Source organism: Tetragenococcus muriaticus DSM 15685 (genome assembly GCF_000423785.1).
In the GTDB taxonomy this organism is placed as follows: Bacteria; Bacillota; Bacilli; order Lactobacillales; family Enterococcaceae; genus Tetragenococcus; species Tetragenococcus muriaticus.
The window spans coordinates 1-1,799 of sequence record NZ_AUIQ01000106.1 but is presented as its reverse complement, the minus strand read 5'-3'; the positions used below and the strand labels follow the sequence as shown (position 1 = coordinate 1,799).

Annotated in this window: 2 protein-coding genes; both read right to left on the bottom strand. The window is 32.0% G+C overall.

Translation table 11 applies throughout. From position 1 onward, the window contains the following. Nucleotides 1-772 (bottom strand): site-specific DNA-methyltransferase (locus tag G577_RS0110350; protein ID WP_028791096.1); only part of this gene is annotated, 772 nt, incomplete at its 3' end. A 185-nt stretch (nt 773-957) separates the two neighbouring features. Next, nucleotides 958-1,707: a replication initiation protein gene (locus tag G577_RS0110345; protein WP_028791095.1), complete on the bottom strand. Its 750-nt coding sequence runs from the start codon at nt 1,705-1,707 to the stop codon at nt 958-960. Between the last annotated feature and the right edge of the window lie 92 nt (nt 1,708-1,799).

The window sequence follows — 1,799 nt, the reverse complement described above, 5'->3', positions numbered from 1 at the left end:
TATAGACATAACATATATTCATAATGGAGTCGCCGGATACGGAACCGTATGTCCAGGTGACGTGAGAGGGCGATTGATTTCGCCCTACTCGATTAAAAGTAAGCCATGTAGAACGATTAAATCTATCGTTATATTTAAAGCTGTCACCCCCAGTATTATAAGGTGGATCAATATAAATCAATTTAACTTTCCCCGCATATCGCTCTTTCAATGTATGTAACGCAATAAGATTATTCCCTTTTATAATCAAGTTATCTGTATCGTTAAACTTTATTATGTTTTGTTCTCCATTTGCATTATATTTTTTCATATTGGAAAGCACTTTCGGGGCTAACAATGTATCAATTTCCTTTTTGGCTAACACATTATGGTAATATATCTCCCTCTTTCCTACATCCTCTTTGGTCATACCGCCTTCCAGTACACCATCCTTATGCGGAAAATCTAACACAACATCTGTTGTATAGTTTAGATATTTCCCATCATTGGTCAACCCAATTTCATTGCTGTACTTGGTGTAACTATCTTCCCAGTAATTCTTATACCGCAGCATACTCACAAAGTCTTCCACCTTGAAAATAGTTATACCATCTAATTCTAGTGAATAGGTATCTTTGATAAGTTCATTCGCTAATAATGCTTTAATAACAGTTGTTTTATAGGACCGTATATCATCAATTAACTTATTTTTAAGTAACGCATCTTGCTCCCAATACTCTGGGAAACACCTAATTACTCGCTTTATATGTTCTAGTAATGCTGTATCTGTCATCTTGCTCCTACCTTCTCATTTTACTCTTGCTCTTCTAACCTATTAAAACAAAAAATGTGTCATATTTTTATCCATTCCTATTCCATCATAAATCTCTCACAACCAAATCACTTACTTATGAGCAACTTGTTTGCTGATAACTAACCCCTCTGCCAAATTTTAATTATTTTCCATCTTCTATAGCTCTAATTGTTCTCTTCCTGTGTCCAGTCATGAAAAGTAATATGTGGTAAATTATCGACTTCTTTAAAATAAATGCGCAGTGAGCCAATCTTATTTCCTTTATGTGCTTTTACTTTCTCAACTCTAAATTTTTGAAAAACTTGATGACCATATTTATCTTTTGCTAAAAATTCTTTCTCTGCTTGTTTAAAAATTTGGCGATTAATATCGCTCATACGATAACTAGGAGGAATATCTAAAGCGAAGCGAAAATCTTCTATTTTTACGAACCAAGCGCCACTACGTTTATTAATATCTCTATGGGACATTAATTGTCTATAAAGTTCTTTAACATAGCCACTAGATAATTGCGTCATATTTTCTAATTCAAAACGTGTAAAATTAGAACCTATGGAATTTAAAATAAATTCAAACCGATCACTTGCTTGAATAGTTACTGTTTCTTCTTCTTTTCTTACCACAAAACGTTGAAACAACCATAATTGCTCAAATATATTTTCATCTTCAAATTTATAAGTTAAAGTACCCAACTTTTCAGATATGTTTTTCATAGAAGTATAAAACTTATCTTTTTCTCGTCGATCATAATGAGCTAATTCTTTAAATGTTTCAAACGAAAAAGTAACCTCCTGCGTACCTTTACGTTTCATTTTAGAACAGATCGACCAAAAAATATTCATTTCAATTGGGGTAAAATTTCTTAAAGGAACGGTATCAAAACCATTATTATATCTAACTACATTATTACTCACAAAACCACCTCGAAAAAAGTATAGCATAATTATAAAGCAAAAGATATAAATGCTTTATTTTATATCCCTTACTGTCCATTTTTATATCCCTT